This window comes from Polaromonas sp. P1_F2 (assembly GCF_056405735.1).
In genome coordinates, this window is sequence record NZ_JBFUBN010000003.1 from 530,449 (window position 1) to 548,846 (window position 18,398).

The following is an 18,398-nucleotide window of genomic DNA, read 5'->3' on the forward strand; positions in this document are numbered from 1 at the left end:
TCGCTATTTTTTAGGTGTCATTACGCCAGTAAAAATTAAACCTCTCTTTGCCCCAATTAACTGAAGTAAACAGTGGAAGTACGCAATGACTGAAATCGACGATCCCTCTGCGAGTTTGACCCGCGAAATTGACAAATTAGAGGAGTTCTATAAGCGGTGTGAGGAACGCTTATATGCTGACCTTCCTCCGTCTGGCTATGCTGCCCCAATGCTCATTTCACTGGCGTTGAAACGCGGAAATTTGATTGTTGATCGCACGCCACGCTATAGCTCCGCCGACCACGGAACTCTTTGGACAAATGTCATAAAAATCCTTCAGAAACTCTTGAGGCGAGATGATTTTGTCGGGCCGCATTTTGGTATGCATGACGTGGAGGATCCAAGAATCAAGGAACTGCTGGGATTCGAGAACGCGAAAAGTTTCGCGTCCCACTTAAGAGGTTCGATGGAAAACGGAATCTGGAAGATTGAGCGGGTGGGTACGGTATATAGCGCCACCATTAGTCCGTACGCTATGCGGTCAGCGCTGCATTTGCTGTCTAACAAAGCAGAGAACTACGAAATGAGCCACGCAGAACGAGCTTTGATCCGGCGTGGTCCTGAGAAGACGGATCTAGTAAAACTTGGCCTGGCGACAGGAGTTCGGATACTGGAGCCTCTTCGTAATGGAACTCAAGGTCAGTGGGATTGCTTTTTGAAGGAGGCCAATCTTAGCGAAAACGGTCTCATCACCTTCTTGGCCTTTTTTTCATGGCTTTCTAAGGCCCGACATGCGGTTTGGACGACGAAAACGGAACTTTTAGCAGCCTTTAAAACCTTCACCAGCAAGTACGGGAAGACGCAGATAACCACCGAAGAGATGGAGCGACTGCTCTCGGTTTTTGCGGTCACCCCAGACGAGGCGGCTGAGTGGGGTTTACCAGCGCCATTTGTTCAAACGGGTGATTTCTATATTAGGTGGCACTTCGCTTTTCATGTTCTTCATCCTAATTTGACATTGCTCGCGTTGCTAATGAGGCGATATCCGAATGCTTGGAATACCACCGTTGGTTCCGCATCGGCTTCAGTTGCACAGTATTTGATTCGTGACATTGAGCGAGACGGGAAAGCGCTATTCGCGACTTGTCGAGTGAAAAAAAATCTGGGAGATATAGATATTGCTGTTCTTAATCCGAGAACTGGAGACTTGATGTTGTGCGAGGTGAAAACTGTTTTTGATAGATTTCGCACTAATTTTCAGGCGAGCAATTTCTCGGAGCAACGAGTTAACTACGAAAAAGCGGAAAGACAATTACGTCAGACTTCTGCGGCAATTTCTAGTGGGGACTGGAAGTTGAGCGACATATTTGGTGAAAAACTGCCGATAGCTAAACCCGCCAACATCGTGCTGGTTGTCCTTACATGGTGGGATATCTACGATCCATTTCAAAACACTCCTAGTTCTGACGTTGCGGTTTCAAACTTCGCAGTCTTCCGCTACTTCCTGCGAAGGTCTGACGGCGACGTGATGGCTATTCATGAAGCTCTATTGCAACTGGCGTCGATTCGTTGTCCCGCAAAACGCCGAAGCATAGAGGTCCAGGGAGAGGAGGTGGGCTTTCAGATAATGTCCGAGTGCCAGACGGACGTGCTTCCCCCTCGAAGCGCGCAAAACCTTTTTGGCTTAAATAAGCTCGCGATCGAGGCGATTTCTGACGTGGCTTGCTTTCCTGAGGATTGGATGAGTCAACTGCGCCTCGGGGGCGAGGATCCAGTCGAATATGTCATGTGACTGTCGGCTCCTGTTCGGATTTTTCTTCATCTAACCACATTTTCTTTAGAAATAGAGCCAGTGGTGCGGGCCTCGTGTCGGCAGGTCGTCCGAACGTGATCAACATCCGAGATACATCCTTGCGCTGGAATCCACCGATCGGCAGGGAGGGAATCAGTGACAGGACGAGGTCACTGACGGCAGGTCCATTGGCGGACAACACGGCATCGAGTCTTTTTGCAACTGACTCGGCGGCTTTGTCATCCTCCTTCCACCGTGCGACCGATATGTCTCGTAACAAAGCTCGAACCGCGTCAGCATTTGCCGGGTCCGTTATATGCCCATAGCTATTCTTTGGAACATACGCCTGAGCTTCGGGCAGTCGCTTAAGTGCTGCTGTCCACTGGGGGTCCTGTTTGAGGGAGTTTCCTCGGTCCGACACATGTAACCGCCTCCATTGCATCTCTGATTCGACAAGTATTATTGAACCGGTCATTGCGGCCATGAACAAGCCCGTCTCACGGCCGAATCCTTTTTGTAGATGAAATGACCCGTTCCCTTCACCATCTGGCGGAGGTTGAAGCAATGCGAAATTGTCTTTATGCAATTCGCGCTGCCAGTGGTCATAAACGGCCTGAATTTCTTCCTTGCTCATGTCCGGCATCTTTGAATGCAGGTATGACTTCTGCCTCTCTTCGGGGAGACGTTTGACGGTCTGGAATTCCAGGTCCTTGAAAATTAGCTCCATCATCCATCTGTCAGCAGAACCCATCGCTGTTTTTTCTCTGCTGGCCTCAGCAATAGCCATGATTTCATCTCTAAAGCCAGGATCGAAATCAATCGGATCTGGCACAAGGTGCACACGACCGCGGGCAATGTCGTCTTCTAGAAGGAAGAGCAGGAACACATTGCGCAGGGTCTCCTCTTTAAACTTGGCAGGGGAGTGGAGCGGGCTGTACTCAGGCTTTATCCCGCCGCCATTGATAAACGGATGCACAAGGACCAACTCGTCGAGATAGGGTAGCAGAGCCAATCCGGAGTACGGCAACGTCCGCGGATCAACAAGGCCCATGAGGACCCCGCGCGACCTAGTGGTTTGGGGCCGCGGCAGCAGTTCCGCGATTTGCGTGTCCCGCGGCCAGAGTGACGCGAAAACCTCGTGCAGGCGTCTTACTTGCTCATCAGTGAGATTGCGTCGAACGTCGTCCCAGCTTGCACCCTTGTTCAAACCTAGGATATCGCGGGCAGCTCTGCACAGAATAAGGTTCCGCTCGCGGATGCTATAGACATCCCACCTGGGGCGATTCTGCGGTGGAAGTAGTTCGCAGCATTGACTATAGGACAGGCCAGAGCCGCAGCCGCATTCACTTGTGGCCTCCAGCTTACCTTCGGGCTTTTTCTTCGCGAGATGTGCGTGAGAGGTCGTGCGGCCAAACTTGTCGCGATATTCCGTCGTGCCATCCTCATACCCAATGAAAATCTCGCCACCGAACTTCCATAGATCACGGCCAGGGTGAAGCACCTTGCCGAGTTCCTTCCACGGGGCGGTGCTAAGGCGCTCGGGATAGAGCCAATCGGGATTCGAGGCTGCCACATACTGCCTAGCTCTAGATTTCAAGATGCGATTGATCGCGTTAACGTCGTCCTCTGATAAATCCCGCTTGCGAATTAGCGCGTCGGTCCGCGCAAGACTCGGCCCTCTGAATCTTGCATTCGCGCGCCTCGCTAATGATGCGCCAGAATGCGGATTCTCTGCATGTTCCAGATTTGTCAGGATGAGGCAATGATTGGAATCAAGGGGGAACAGCGTCTGCGATCCTACCAACTCAATGCCTGGGTCAGCCGGGTACTGACACTCAGGCGAGTCGGGCGAGAGATCGCCATGGTAAACAGTGACAGGATGGTCACTTACGAGAAATTTGACGGCGGACTTTCTTGCGGAGACGATTTCTCGCACGCACTCTGTCCACATCGTTGCATGCATGGTTCGCAGCTGTTGCATCTCTAGCATTAGGTCGAGCTGGGAAAGGCCTCTATATTGGCTCAGTATCCAGTCCAAACCCTTAGGCGTACGGAGTTTTTGCGCATCCAGGTAGCTGAAGAAATCCTGGAACCGCGTGTGCATCTGCACTCCATCGCCAGCAATCCACGCCCGAACGGCCAATGCTCCATTCGTGTCAATCGCGCCAAATAGGAATCGTTCGACCTCGTCATTAAGCTTTTCGCCAAAGCTCGTCGTGTAGAGATCGAATGCCTGAAAGGACTGCTTGGGACCTTTGAATTCGAGTTCCTTACTCGGAATGGCCGGCTTCCCATGTACCTCAATAATCGGCGACATATTCAGCACATGAAGTTTATGCTGTCCTTTAGGTAGAAATCCCCGTTGATACCACTGAGGCACGTAGTGGTTATTGCGAGTAATTTGGCTGGCCATCAGAGTCTTCTACCTGTTCTTGTTTTGTCACTTGTTGGGTAACTTAGTATCAGGAAGAGGGACGAGCCAAATGGGCGCCGCGGCTTCCCCTGCAGATACCAGCCCTTAAGCTGGTCCCCACAGCATACCGCCCACCTCACATACTCCACCCGGCGTATTCCCCAATCTCCCTCCGGTCCCCAGAATCCACTCAGCTTTGTCCCAAGGCCTTGTTTTCTCAGGCTGTTGCGCAGCGAAACACGATTCACACGCCCGTCCAAATCTCGAAGTCCTCAGGACGCCCTCGTCACATCGCCGTCTTCGCCAACTCAGATACCGACTTCCTTTGAGCGATCTCACGCGCAAGCCGAAGCGATTCCTGAAGGGCCTGGCTGACATCTTTCAACGTGGCTTGATCCGCAATTGGAATGCACCTGAAGACAAACCGCTTCTTGTTGTAGGCGCGAAGGTCCGTCGTATCGTCTGGCCTCTGGCTCCGCTTGCCTGACAGCTTGCCCAACGATGTTGATGTGTGAAGCCATTCAGTCCAGAGCGGCTCTGATGCCGCGATGGCTTGGAGATTGGATGTGTCATCTACCGCCGCAAGATAGTGGCGAAATTCGGCGCCCTGGATTTGTACACCGATGCGCAGCGGGTTGTCTTTGTTGCTTGTCGGAATTTCATACTCCAGTCCAATTCCGGGAATGCTGTGGGTATAGACGACGTAGGCCTCGCGCAGCGCTTCCTCATCTTTTAGCTTCCCGGTTTCATCCCTGAGCCATCTGTCGTACATGACTTTTGACACAAGGTCCTTGAGGCGGATTCGGGAAAATTGAGGGTCTTCGGTCTCGCTCAGGAGTTGCGCAAAAGGGGCGTTAGTTTCCAGAAGCTCTTCCGCCCTGGTCGATGCCGCGTCCACCACCGCGACCAGCTGTCCCAAGGACTTGCTGTAGTCGCCGAGGATGGTGCTCAGTTCGGATGGGTCATTCAGAGGCAGGTTTGTCGCGATCGCTGTGGACACCTCAGCCCAGATTGTGGGCGTCCAACCGGACTGAACCTCATGATTCGAGGTGGACAAGAGTGTCTTTGTGATGACCTGGCCGGGCTCCTTCTTCTTGTTTTTAGGGCCAAGCCATATTGTCTGTGGCCGCGTGTCGCTTTCGAGTGTTAGCTGAAATCCCTCGTCCAGGGCCGTGTCGTAGCGGCGGAGTTGCTCACTGGTCGGAACGCTCTTTAACTTTGCTTCGACGATGTGCGCGCGTTTGCTGTTCAGAACAAGCTCACCGGCCTCATCAGGAGCGCGCAAAAGTGGGACCAATATCAGGTCCATATGCTTTTTCTCGCGCCACACTGCACATGTGGAGCGCTCATCATTCTCGACAGGAAATTTCAGGGCGTCGCGCAAGCCGCGGCGCAATTGCTCCAGTTCCGGATCCTCCGACTCAAGAAGGAAGGCCAGAAAATTGGTGTGGAACAGCTCCTTCGCTCCCAAGGACATGGCGAAGGTCGCCGACTTCTTGAGCGCTTCTATATTGGCGCTGCATCTGGCGGCCACGGATCTATTGTCTGGATCTGGCACGGTTGTCCCTCTTTCTTCCGCCTGTTGTGATGAGCAACGTTAACCGCTGACCCGCCGGTTCTATTTTTGTGCTCGCCTTGCCAGAAATTCATCAACTCTCTTATCCACGGTAGCCGCGCTCTCCACCGTCTTCCCACGGCTTTCCCATGCTGGCATGAGTACAGTCTCCATCGAGCTGAGCAAGTCTGCGACCGTCCCCAGTTCCTTGTCCGGGGTAACCCGGTATTCCGCAGCTCGCACTTGAACTGCCAGGCAGTTGGAGGCCTTCTGCTTCAAACCGCCAAGCTCCAGACGCAGATGCAAGCTTGCAAGCTCCAGCATTTCGGGAGGTGAGTTTCGGAGTTCGAGAAAACGACGGGCGAGCCTCTCGAACGATATGGCGATGAAATCGCAGGGCAGACCTTGACGATTTCCGACTTCCATCATGAGCGACTCGAAACCCTGCCGGAGAAAGTCATCGATGGACCACCGTGCCACGCTTTTTGTTTCGAGAACACTTTCGCAGAACTTCCGGATACCGGGACTCTCCGCTGCTTGCAGGGTGACGCTCGCCATATTCTGGTCCGCGATCCGGTTTGCCATTTCGTCGATGTCTTTTCCGCGCGATGCGGCAAGCGCCCGGCCAGTTTCTCTTCCGCGTTCGATCTCGGGCCGTAGGCGCTGGTGAAATTCCTGCCGGGCCGCCTGTAGTGCTTGCCGAAGTTCCGGCAGCTTCTGCGCGCAGGTATCCGCCGCTTTGGCGAGGTAGGTGTCCGCGATGAAAATGTGCATCTCAGCCTCCGCCACGACGTCAGCCGCCCGCGCGGTGCAGCAGCTGAACGCAAGGACCAGGCATGGCAATAAATAGAAGCGGAAGAGCATGGCTGGATGAATAGTAGTGTGTGGCGGCGCAGCTGGCACCCGGGAATTCCGGCGAAAAAGAGGTAAAAAATGCCGGCTCCCAGGCAGAAGCTCCACAGCATATCGCCCGCCCCACATACGCCACACGGCGTATTCCCCAGTCGCCTCCCGGCCCCGGCCGGTTTCGTTGGCCGCCACGTCTATCGTGTGGCGCCGCTGATCTGGCGCGGGCTCAGGGGCGCGGCGCGGGGCAGTTCTTCGACTGACGGCGGTTTTTAAGATTGCGCGTGGCAAACAGCAGCGCACAAATGTCTGCATCCAGGCTTTCGCCTCCTCAACTTGGAGGATGCGGCGCGCCGCACTCTCCTCTATCGTGACCGCATGCGGCAAGCAATGCCCGGGCGGAATACGCCTCACAAAAAAAAGGAGCGGCGATGGATGATCGAATGGAGGGACGCCTGGCGGGCCTCGTGCCGCTTGATATTCCACACCCCGCGATACCTGCGTCGCACTACGAGCGGATCTTGTCGGCTCTCGGGGCTGCCACGCCATCACGGCGCTCCTTGCTGCTCGGGATCGGGAGCAGCTCTGTCATCGTCCCGCTCGTTGGCCATGCGGCTCGCGCGGCCAATAATTTCAGCGTCCAGGGCGATCGAAATTCCGTCGAATTATTGGTAGGCCGGACGCCGGCGTGGCGGCTTGACGCGCAGTGGTTTGATGGCGCTCCGAAGCTCAGAGTCCAGTCGTCGCGGGATAGCTTGCGCGTCGAATTGAACGACGCCTTGTTCCCGGGTACCGATATTCCGGCCAATCTGTTCCTCAAAGCCCAACGCAACGGTGGAGAGTGGGCCGCGCATCTGCGCATGCCCGGTGTCGGCTTCGAAGCACGCACGCGCTTTCATCTTTGGCTCCTCGGCCTCGAAGCGGCGGAAGCAAGCTTTCGGTTGCCGGCAGCCGAGGTGCGCGCCGGCCGCGAATTGCGCTTCTCTAATCTGACCGGTCGTTTGCGCATGGCTGCGGACTGGACCTTCACGGCGAGCGCTATCGACGAGGGCTCCGCGCTCTTTGACGCCCAGCCGCTGAAAGTCTCGGACTGGAGGCTGCAGCTTGCCGCCGCCGGCGAGGCGGCCATCCCTATGGATCCCAAGACGTGGATATGGAGCCGCGTCAGCGGCCACCACGCGGCGGATTTTGGAGACACTCAGCCGGGGCTCGAACTGCGCGGGGACACATCCAGTTTTATCGATGCGGGCCGCGACCGGGCAACCCTCACCCTCTCCGCAGACGGCGAAGGGGCGGGTGCTCTCCGCTGGAAAGAACGCGGGTGCATCGATCTGCCACTACGCTCGGCCGCCCTGACCCGCAGCTACACGCCACAGGGCGAGAGTTGCGTGGCGCGTGCCGTGCCGGGCGGCGATGGGTGGGTGCGGTTCGATGGCGGCTCCGTGCGTTTCTCGATTCCGCCAGGGCGTGGTGTGCTGCTGGCGTCGACCGAATCGCCGGGAGTACCCCCGAGTCGGGAGGATCCACAGGCTGCGGAGTTCGTGGTCGCCCTGCATGGCAGCGACCAGGCAGTCTTCAAGCGGCGTGTCGCGTCTGCGGATGAAGAGACAAAGCACCATCCGCTGGCGGACGCATTTCAATTCGCCCGGTACGACATCCGGCTCGATCCTTATGACCTCGTTCTGCGCCGCGCAGTCGACGGGCTTTTCTGCACGATCCGGTTTCGCAACGTGCAACTGCGGCAGAACCTGCGGGGCTGGTACCTTGCCGGCGTCGGAAACGGTACGCCTGAGCAGTCGCCGCTGATTGAATTCGATTTCGGTTCGCAGCACGTCCGTGAGGAAGCTGTTTATTTCACGGACTGGTGTCAAGACGCGAGGACTCCCGTCGTCGATACGCTGCCAGTGCCCGACGAGGTGGCGGCCCTCGCCCTTATCCGCATCAGTGGAGCCAATTCGCCGTACCCGGCCGGGCTGCCCAAGCCGAACCCGGCTTTTCCCATGGGGCAGTTCATCGCCCAGCTCAAGGAGAAAGATTCGCGCGAGACGTTTGACAAATTCCGCGGCACACAGCAGGCCAAGAACATGAGCAGTCGCGCCGCTTCGGCATCGTGCCAACCCGCAGGCTCCGGCATCACGCGGCACCAGCCCGCCGGCGCCACGCACCTGACCTTCCGCTTCCAGCCCGGCGAGACCTTGCCGCTCGGGATGGATGCGCTTTTCAGCTGGTCGGAAGGCTCGGAACCCGCGCGCGGACAGGCGAAGCTGGAGCCGGTTTTCAGCCGGCGGGCCGCCAGGCCCGGCACGTTGTCCCTGAACAAGGACGCGGAGCGGGGCGATCCGCTGGACGAGATGATCACCAATCCGGCCAGCGTCATATCCAGCCGCCCCAAGATCAACGATCCGGCGTTTTCCCATCATGAATACGCGACGCGGATTGAAGCACCGGCGCAGCTCGTGGTCAGCCCGGTGCCGGACCGCAATGGCGTCATGCCCGGATGGACTCTGGCCTCGCCTGCCGGCGCCAGCAGTGCCGGCGCCACGGCGGTGGTGGAATTGTGGAGCGCGCGCATGTCGCGCGTGGGCGTGCGGGCCTTGTATTCGAGCCGCGCCAGCTTCGTGGGTGGAACGGAGACGGAATGGGGTGGAAAGATTGACGTCTTCTCCCCGCCACTCCCTTTCAATGCCTCCAGCCCGCTTGAAAAGGACTTCCGGGCTTCGTACGACGCGCGCGACCTCCACGAACTCGTGAGCTTGACGGCCGTCTATAACTTCAAGGCGCTTTGCGGGAGCAAGCAGGTGCAGGGCTGTAACCTTGATGACGGTCCCACGGTGAATACGCATACACCGGCGGGTGAGGGCGTATCCTTCAAACCCGGTCGCTATATGCCGGTGCCCATGAGTGCGGAGATCCTGCTGCTAACGAGCCAGGGCGCCACCTTCCGGTACCGCGGCGCTTGGAGTCCACCGGCCTCGCACGAGTCGCGCGGCGCGCTGACCGTCATGCGCTACGACCACGACGCGCAGCTTGGCCGCGACACCTATGCTCGCATCGAGTACAAGGGCTTTCTTTTCCCGCTGGGGCAGCCTGCCATCCTGATCAAACTCACAGACCGCAGGTTTTGCCTGGAAGGGAAGCGTTGGGTGGCGCGCCTCGTACAACGCTTTTTCATCCATGTGCCGGAGTTCAAGCGTTCTTTCAAGGCTGTCGGCCAGCCGCATGACCGCCTCTGGGGCCACGCGGAAACAGGCATGCGATCGTTCACGACACCGGATCTGGTTGAGCCCTCAAAAGATTCGGTTGGCGGGCTCGGCGTTGCCGCTTTCTGGCCGCGGGTACCCGGGGAGGGCAATACGGCGAAGGACGTCATCTTCGAGTTCGAGGACACGCTTACGCGAACGACTTACGCGGCGCCGCTGGTCTTTGTCGACAACCATGTCGCGCACAACAAGGACATGCTCAAAAAAGTGGTGGATGCGTGGCGGGAAGAAGTCAAGACACGAACGGGGTGGAAACTGGCTGCCTGGAAAGAACAGTTCCCCCGCTACTTTGCCCAGGTGACATCGGCAAAGCTGCCTTACCTGCCCGGCGAGCGCAGCGAGAACACCGATATCGAAACTTCGCGCATCCTCCTGGGTGTGGCAGTGCCGCTCGATAACGGTTACGACGACAAGCCTGTCCTCGATGCCACTCGCCTGATGGTCACGCCCCGAATGGAGGCCGATAACCAGCCGCCGTTTTATCCCGTCCGGCGCCGGGCGGAAACTGCCTCGACGCAACTCGCCGTGCTCACTGGGAACGCGGCCGGCCGCTACCTCGTCGAATTTGACGCGGTCTACCTTGAATCTGGTTTGGACGGTGCCGGGAATGCTGCAAAAGTGTTCGGCGTTTTTGTCGATGTCGCACCCCACATGAATTTTGGCGAGGACACTTCACGCTCGGGTGGATTCGCCAGCCCGAGTACCAAGGCGGTCTGGCTGTCCCGCACGCGCGGCCTGATAGGCGGGCCGGCCGACAAGCTCGTGCAGGTGGGCGCAGCCGCGCCGGCAGGGCTGGCCGGCAAGAGCGAAAGCAACCAGCCGGGCCAGCAAACCGGGCATGCGGATGATTTCAACCCGAAGGAATATTTCGCCGAAGTGCTGGGCGATGCAAAGCTGCTCGGCGTGGTACGACTGGTGGACGTGCTTGAGGTTTTGCTGGTTACCACGGGAACCGAGATTCCCACCATCAAGCGGCAAGACCTGTACGACCTGGCACTGCCGGCCTTGCGCGCGGCGGTGGACTTCATCCTCGCGCGTACGCGCGACGCCGGCAAGTGGTTCAAGCAGGGGTATTTCCCCCAGGACAGTCCTGAGGGGATCGCGGCCGACCGCTTGCGCCCCGATTGGGAACGCCTGATGTCCGCCGTGGGTTCAGCCGACCGGCTCGTCAAGGAGTCCGCTCCGGATCCCGCGTCCATCCTGTCGGCCGCCAACGCGATAGGCGCCGCCAGCGACAAGCTTGCGGCCAGCGTCCGTGCGATCGTGAACGATCCCGTCGTGCTGCTGCCGCAAGCCATGGCGCAGTTCATCAAGACAGCCCGTGAAACGCTGGACTTGCTGCGTACGCTTTTGCCGCCCGCCGCCGTCACCAAAGCGTTGCTGGCGGTGGCCGGGGCAGTGGCCGAAGCCGCGCTTCGCGAGCAGCTTCGCACACTGATCGCCGACCTCGCGTCCAGCCCCGCCTATGCCCGCGTGCGCGCGGCCCTGGTGCGGGTTGACGACTTGCTGGCGGAACTGCTGGCAGCCAGGGACGACGCCCGGAAGACCCTGGAGGCTATTCGCGACAACCTGTTCATCGAGTTGAAGACCGCCATCGCGGATGTGACCCAACAACTGGTCTGCTTCGAGCAGATCGCCGCAGGCGCATGCACCGCGCTGGCTGCGCAACTTACCAGCGAGATCAAGGCGCAGGTGAGCACGGCCGGGTCGAAAACCGATCGAATCGTTAAGGCCTGCGTGGCAATGTCGACGATGGTAGGGCGGGCAATCGCCGGCCAGGAGGCGGCCCATCCCGCGCAGGCGCCTGCGTTCGCCGCCGCAAGACGTTCGGCCGTGGTGCTGATGAATATCCTCAACAGCGAGGCCGATGCACTGTTAGAGCTTCACAAGCGGGCTGGAGAGATCCAGAAATGGGGCGGGCCTTGCGCCCCGGGTAGCTCCGAAGAACTGCAGAACCTCGGGCGAGACGCCATCGAGTATGTCCTTCTGGCGCCCGACCGTGTGGTGCGCTCGATGGCTGCGCTGGTCGAGATCGGCAAGGCTGTTCCGGCGGACTATGCCGCGCTGGCCAGGCAGTGGTACGACATGTTTCAGCCGGACGGGTTGCTTGCCAACTGCATCGAGGCGCTTGACGGGCTGGCCAATGCCGTGCAGGGCGCGCTTCTGGCGGTCCTGAAGCAGGAACTCGCCCATGCCGCGGCGCAGGTGAACCTGCTGAGGTCCGAGCTCCAGAGGGCGCGTGCCCGGTCAGAGTTCGAGCTGGGTGCCGAGATCCGGAAGTTTGTGGACGAACGCTCCGAGCAGGTAAAGCAGGCCAGCGAGGCATTTCAGGCGGTGCAGGGACTGCTGCAAGCGATGCGCGCACTGTCGCCCGAGGCCGCGCAAGCCGCCATCCGCGCAAACATCCGGGCGCGACTGCAGGCGGTCCGCACCGGACTCGAAAACCGGGTCCGGAAGGTGGTCGATGATCAGTTGGCATTGGTGCTCGCTGACTTGTGCTCGCGCCTGCAGGACAGGAAACTTGGGGTGGTGCTCAATGAACTCGTGCCTGAGGACAATAGCCCGTCCGTGTATACCTACCTGTCCCAGGAGTTGAAGGTCGCCATAAAAAAATTGCGTACGGCAGTTTTGAATTGCGGGACAAAAACCATCGAGGAGATCATCCAGCCCGCCGTGGAGGTGGCCGACCTGCTTTCACGCGCAGCGTCCAGCGGAAATCCCGGCCAGTTGCTCGACCTCGAACAGATCATGAATGACATCGTGACCCAGCTCGGCGTTCCCACGCGGGTGCGCATCGACTACGACTGGTCCACGACGGTCAGCGAAACGCCCAAGGGAAACAGCGCGGTCTTCGAGCCCAAGGGAGAGCGAAAGCTCAGAATTTCCTCAGTGATCGAGGCCAGCCTGACGGGTGGCCGTCCCAGCATCAGCCTTGAAGCGACGCTGACACCTTTTGCCATCCACCTGTTCGGCAAGACCGGAGGCAGCAACTTCCTCAGCATCCATTTCGACGCGCTGAAATTACGCGCGCAGCCGGGCCAGGCGCTGGACTGCAAGACGGATGTGACGCTGGTCGAGCCCGGCAAGGCTTTGGGCTTCGTGAGCAGGCTCTCGGCGCTATTTGGCGGCCGCTCCGGCTTCTACCTGTTGCCAAGCACGCGCGGTATCGAAGTGGGCTACCAGTACTCGAAGCCTTACGACGTGCTCGGTGGTTTCATCGTGCAGAACATCAATTTTTCGATCGCCGCGTCACTACCCTTCGACAATTCGCCTGTTCGCACGACCCTGAAGCTGGCAGAAAAGGAAAAACCATTTCTGATATCGGCCGGCATCTACGGAGGAGGAGGTTTCCTCTGCGTCCGAACACGGGCCGACACTCTCGAAGTTCTCGAGGCCTCGTTCGAATACGGCGCGATGGCCGCCTTCGGATACGGCCCGGTAACGGGAACCGGGCGGATCACCGCCGGGATTTACATCCGCATGGGCGGCCGCCAGCCGGTAATCGAAGGCTTCTTCTGCGCGGCCGGTGAGGCTTCCGTCGCGGGCCTGATTCACGTCAGCGCCATGCTCCGAGTGGTCATCAGCAACCAACTCAACAGCGGCCAGGTTAGCGGCGAGGCCGTGTACACCTTCTCGTTCTCGCTCGGAATTTTTGATTACACCTATTCGGCCGCGGTTGCCTATGCGAAGGGCGGCGATAGCGGAGGCGGCGGGCAGGCCGCGCTTCCCGCCGACGAACGTGTGCTGCTGGCTTCGGCGCCGTTACCTGCCGACAGTGCGGTGGCGAGTGATGGTCCCGGCCTCTACGCGGGCCTGCTTTCGCCGGCGAAAGCGGAGCCATCGATAGCAGAAGATCGCCACCTGGGGCTGCTGCATGGGGGCGCGTGGAAGCGCTACTGGGCGGCGTTCACACCGGAACCGCGGCCGGATCGCAATGAATGGACGACCATCAGCAGGGAGGCAAAAACAAGGGCCCTGCAGGCCGGACGGCCATGGCCGCCGGAGGCCGCGCACCTCGCCGGCCTTGGGCGCGTCATGTGGTACGTGGTGCCGTGGGGTGTTTCCGCCGGCACGCTGCGCATCGGATTGCGCGCCATGCCAGTCGTGCTGGAGCAGGACTCTCCTGCCCGCCGGAACTGGCCCGGCTTGCTCGCCGGTGTTCCGCAATTGGAGCTTGCCTTGTACAAGGCGACCAGAAATTCCGAGGGAAAGATCACTGGCCATGAGAAGACCGGGCAGCGCACCATAGACATTGGTGCGAAGTATCGAGCCCGTCTCGCCGAATGGGGTTTAACCGTGCAGGATGCCGAAAGACTGTGGCAAGCGATCTTCCCGCCCGAGCTGGAGATGCCGGGGGTAGCGGATGTCGATCTGTCCAGGGACAAGGGCCGGCAGCTGGCGATCCACAGCACCGCGGACCTCTCACAATTGGCCGGCCGCCGCGCCGGACTGCTGTTTGCAGACGCGCTGGGGCATTTTGAGCGGCCTGGCGACCAGGCGCTGCAAACCTACGCCACGCCGAAGTTTGCCACCGCGCCGCTGCAGGCGGCCTTGCTGGGAGCGGCAGAAGCCTATGTCCCGGTAACCGGTAGAACCGAATTTGTCGCGATTGCCAGGGTCAAATCCGACGCATACGACTCATCGTCCAACCGGTTGTTGTCGAACAAGGACTACCAGGACTGGATCGACCAGAACTTCCTTGTACCGCCGGCGGCAGGCAAGGCAGGCAAGCCGCGCGCCGCAGGGCTCTCGATTCCCTACTCGGCGGCGGCCCTCAATACGATGCGCGGCCTTTTCACACCGCTGCGCACCGGGATGGGGTTGTCGCTTGAAGACCCGTTCGCCCAGCAGTTTGTCATGCGGCAGGCGGCATATATGTCCAGCGGGACGCCGGCGGAAAAAACGAAGAAGGAGAACTTCCACCAGCGATTGGCCGGTTTGGCCTCGCATCCTTGGTTGATGAAGGTTCTGGGGCTGGTGGTCGATCTTGACGTCGCGGACGCACAGGATGCGGACGCCATCTGCGTGGCGAACTGGGGAGCGGATGTGGTCCCCACGAAGCGCTTTCGGACGCTGGTGAAGAATGGCTTCGCCAGGGAAAGAGGAGATGACAAGGAAACGCGGCCTTCCGGCGCCGAGGGGCTTGTCGACATCTCCGCACCGGCCGGGCGCTTTGTCCTGACGCAGATCGATGTGGACCGCACACCTCAACGCCTGATGCAGACGGCCATCGCGTGGCGCAACGAAGTCCTCTCGGGGATACGGCCCGGCGATGTGCCCGTGGTGCTCCAGCCGCAGGAAACAGTGGGGCTCTCGCTGATTGAGCAAAAGGAGAGCGGGGATAAAAATGCCCCTGACAGCAAGGCCGAGAAGGAAGAGGATCTTTATTGCGACCAGCTTTCGATCGGCCTGCGTCCCGATGTCCAGGTTCTGGTGCCGGACCAGGATCCGGCCGGTGCGCGCATACGCCCGTGGACGTCGCTGACAGCGCGCCGCATTCGCCGGGTTTTGCTGCGGGGGCGTGATATCACGGACCTGTTCCGCCGCATCAACGGCATGACCGACGAGGGAATGATTGTCGAAGCCGTACGCAAGTTAAACCCCGAGGACGCAAAGTCGCAGTACCTCGTCGAGGGCGAACGTGTGCGCTGGGATTCGTGGGTGATCGGCGTGCCTCGCCCGGACGCGGACGGCGCACCCATGATGGAGACGCCTGAGACAGGGCTTCCCGCTGCCCCGGCTGCGGTGCTGAGCGGCCTGAGTGTGGAATACGAAGCGATGCCGGGTGCGACGCCGCAACGATTCGGGCTCGGCTATCGCATGGGTGTGCGCCGCGTGATGGCGGACGGAAACAGTATTGCACTCGAGGAAGCGGAGCGCAACGGGTATCCCGCGCATTCGCTTGGCGACGAAAGCACTGGCAAGGGGCATTCGCCGTTCCTGCGCTTCGAGCCCATCGCGCCTCCGCTGGTCCTGATCGAAGGATTGCCCAGGCGCAATGCCTTGCGTCCCGAGAAGGCCCACCGCGCGGCCGTCACCCTGGGCGAGGAGGGACGTTGCCGCCGCGTGCTGGTCCCGCCGCGTTGCGCCAGCATCGAGCTAGCCATACGGCACGGCGTATTCGATGGCGACCGAATGCGTGATGCGCCCCCGGCGGGCGCTTTTGGCGAGGCGATTCTCACCGCCGAAGGGGACTTCCCCTCCTTCTTGTTCGCGTACACCGGCGTGCAGGGCGGCAAACACGACACGGAGGAGCGCTACTTCCGCAGGCTCGCCGGCGGGGCGCCGCCGCCGCGCATTCCGTATTACCCTGATCCCTGGGCGAAGCGGGCCATCCTCGGTTTCTACCGGGCGAGCGACGACCGCCTGATGTACATCGACCATTTCGACTACTACCCGGCGGGGAGAAGCTGGCCGTACGCGCAGGAACTCGAGATCGAAATCATTCCGGTCGCCACGGTTCCCGACATGGTGCGCGGGTTCGAGCTTGGCTGCGAGGCGAACCGGCGAACCATCCGCCTCGCCCCCGGCACGCACCTCAAGCTGCGGGTGTGGCACGAGATAGACGTGGAGATGCTGAATCAGTCGGCCATCGTCGACCAGATCGTGCAAGCCGCATGCGACCCGGAGGCCGGCGACCAGATACGCCGCGGCTTGCAGTGCCGGTCCGCCGCGCCGCAGGAAGTTCGCGAAAGGGTGATCGAGCGGCTCTCGCGCTGGCACGAGATGCGCCAGGAGACGGCAACCCCTGCCCGCCCGGCGTTTGGCTGCTCGTCCGACCTGCTCAACATGACGTCGTTCTGGATGCTCAATCCCCTGCAGGAAGTCGATCTTCTGCACGCGGCTCCGCTGCCGGTGCGGCGCCCCTCGCTTTCCGACAGCACGCGTGCCGGCGCACCCGCGATCGCTCATTCCCCGTCGCCAACGAGCGAGATTGAAGAACCGTTCCGTGTGGTCCGCGTGGAGTCGGAAACGGCTGCCCGCTTCGCGGGGCATGTGCGGCTTGATCGCGCCACCACGCGCCATATCGATGCGCAGGCTCGCTGGCGTGACAATGCCGGCACGGCGTCGGCGGGCGTGGGGGGCGCGAAGATGCTCAAGGTGGAGGAGAGGCGCGGATTGCTGTTCCAGCTGCGGGAAATCGCGCCTATCGCCAAGGATTCTTGCGGCATGCCTCCATCCTCCCCGATGGCGCCGGAGCTGGACGCGCACCAGCACTTGCAGCTGCTGGAGGCGGAGATCCCGGTCAGTCCCGACCGCGCCGTCCCGTGCCGGCCGGTGACGACCCCCTATGACTTCGGTGACACCCGCGCCCGCGTGATCGAGGTCGAACTGCTGGCGCAGGCCCGGCATGCGATCGAATTCGAGCCGGGCCGGGATCCGGCCCGGGAGGCCGACCGGTTCACGCTGCGTTCCTTGCCGCAGCGAGTCGTCGTTCCGGCGACATGCCGGCCCGAGCCACCCGCGGTGGAATACGTGATGCCCCTTTACAGCTGGAAGAACACCGCGGCGGACCGTGGAAGCAGGCGCACAAGGGAGGCGGGCTGGTTCCGTATCTGGCTGGGACCTCAGTGGTACTCCTCGGGCAATGGGGAACTGCTGGCGCTGGTCTGCTGGCACGCCGCCTTGTTCGACCCGCTGGACCGGAGCTTCCAGTTGAGCCGTACGCGCCAGACGAGCCACCATTTCCTTGCGCCGTCCAAATTGGTGGAGCCCTTTGTCACTCGTTGGGGGCTCGATCCACTGGCCGGCCAGGACATAGAGTTCGGGAATATGCCGGCTTCGGCTTTCCGCAATCGCCTGCGTACCCGTGCACAGATGGCTGCCCATCCCGACGAAGCCCTCGCGGCGGACGCGCACCATCTGCTGGACGTGAACACCTTCGAACCTTTGGTCGACCTGAAGCACCTGCCGGACGCACCGCCGGCGGCAGGCGATGCCATGAAAGCAGTTCTGGCCCTCTATCGGCCGCGCTTTGATCGGGCGACCGGGCGCTGGTTCGCGGACATCCAGTTGGATCCGCAGCTCGCCTACCAGCCCTTCGTGCGGCTTGCGCTGGCGCGGTGGCAACCGCATGCGTTGCACGGCGAAAACCTCGACCTGCGCCTGTCGAGGGTGGTGGTTTCCGAGTTCGTGCAACTACTGCCCGAGCGCAGCGTCACCATTACGCCCGTTTCGCCTGGGCGAGGAGCACGTGAATACAAGGTGGTGGTGGCCGGGACGATGCTGGACAAGAGCAAGTCAAGCGGGGCTTCGGAATGGAATTTGCGCGTCGAGGAGCGCCATGCGGACCGCGCAGGCGACAGCTGGACACCCGTGGCCAACGTGCTGGACGACAAGGGCGCGTTGGTGCGGGGAGCAACTCCCTTCCAGGCGGGCGACAGCATCCGTATGGCCCAGGTGCGCGTGCCTGAAAGGGCCGCGGGCAGCTACTCGATCGTGCTGGAAGAACATGAAACCTTCGCGGGCAACTGCGGCCCGGCCCATTCCAGGCTTGTGTATTTCGACCGGCTGGTGCTGGCGAGCTGATGGGTGAGGCCTGATGCATTGCCT

The 18,398-nt window shown here is 60.4% G+C and carries 5 protein-coding genes; 2 read left to right on the forward strand and 3 right to left on the reverse strand.

The genetic code is table 11. The features are described from left to right. The first annotated feature begins 85 nt into the window (after positions 1-85). On the forward strand, positions 86-1,771 hold the full coding sequence (locus tag AC1D0O_RS09600) for a hypothetical protein (RefSeq protein ID WP_477653287.1): 1,686 nt from the start codon (positions 86-88) through the stop codon (positions 1,769-1,771). Here AC1D0O_RS09600 and AC1D0O_RS09605 read toward each other — a convergent pair. From AC1D0O_RS09605 to AC1D0O_RS09615, 3 genes are all read right to left on the reverse strand, one after another. Then, positions 1,764-4,184 carry a DUF4238 domain-containing protein gene (locus tag AC1D0O_RS09605; RefSeq protein WP_477653288.1) on the reverse strand — a complete coding sequence of 807 codons (2,421 nt, stop codon included), beginning with the start codon at positions 4,182-4,184 and terminating at the stop codon, positions 1,764-1,766. The genes AC1D0O_RS09600 and AC1D0O_RS09605 overlap by 8 nt on opposite strands. Before the next feature lie 286 nt (positions 4,185-4,470). Next, positions 4,471-5,718, reverse strand: coding sequence for a hypothetical protein (locus AC1D0O_RS09610; RefSeq protein WP_477653289.1), 1,248 nt, complete (start codon positions 5,716-5,718; stop codon positions 4,471-4,473). A gap of 84 nt (positions 5,719-5,802) precedes the next feature. Continuing rightward, on the reverse strand, positions 5,803-6,603 hold the full coding sequence (locus AC1D0O_RS09615; RefSeq protein WP_477653290.1) for a hypothetical protein: 801 nt from the start codon (positions 6,601-6,603) through the stop codon (positions 5,803-5,805). 413 nt (positions 6,604-7,016) lie between these two features. On the opposite strand from AC1D0O_RS09615, the gene AC1D0O_RS09620 reads away from it, so the two are divergent. Then, the gene (locus tag AC1D0O_RS09620) at positions 7,017-18,374 is read left to right on the forward strand and encodes a hypothetical protein (RefSeq protein ID WP_477653291.1); all 11,358 of its coding nucleotides are present in this window, start codon (positions 7,017-7,019) and stop codon (positions 18,372-18,374) included. The last annotated feature ends 24 nt before the right edge of the window (positions 18,375-18,398 follow it).